This is a genomic window from Halobacillus sp. A1 (genome assembly GCF_024189295.1).
Lineage (GTDB): Bacteria > Bacillota > Bacilli > Bacillales > Halobacillaceae > Halobacillus_A.
In genome coordinates, this window is sequence record NZ_JAIZEN010000089.1 from 1 (window position 1) to 255 (window position 255).

The window sequence follows — 255 nt, forward strand, 5'->3', positions numbered from 1 at the left end:
ATGTGTTATATTGGTCACGAGAATTTGGATAGAGTTTCTTTCTTGGGCAGAAAGGGTCTGGTGGCCTTTCTGCCTTTTTAATTGTAAAGCTCTATCCCGTCTTTTGCGCTGTTCCGTGGTGAGCTTTTGTGCGACCACTCGTGCCACAAAGGAATTGCGAGAATCTCCACCAACCTTGATGAACCCGTAGTCGATCGTTTCCCCTCCTCTACAATCTTTCAAGTCCTCCTCAGGTTTAACCTGAGTCCACCCTTC

1 pseudogene is annotated in these 255 nt (G+C 47.1%); it reads right to left on the reverse strand.

Annotated features, from left to right (window positions below):
* Nucleotides 1-255: pseudogene (locus LF817_RS20120) on the reverse strand (IS4-like element ISHaha1 family transposase); the annotation flags it as partial.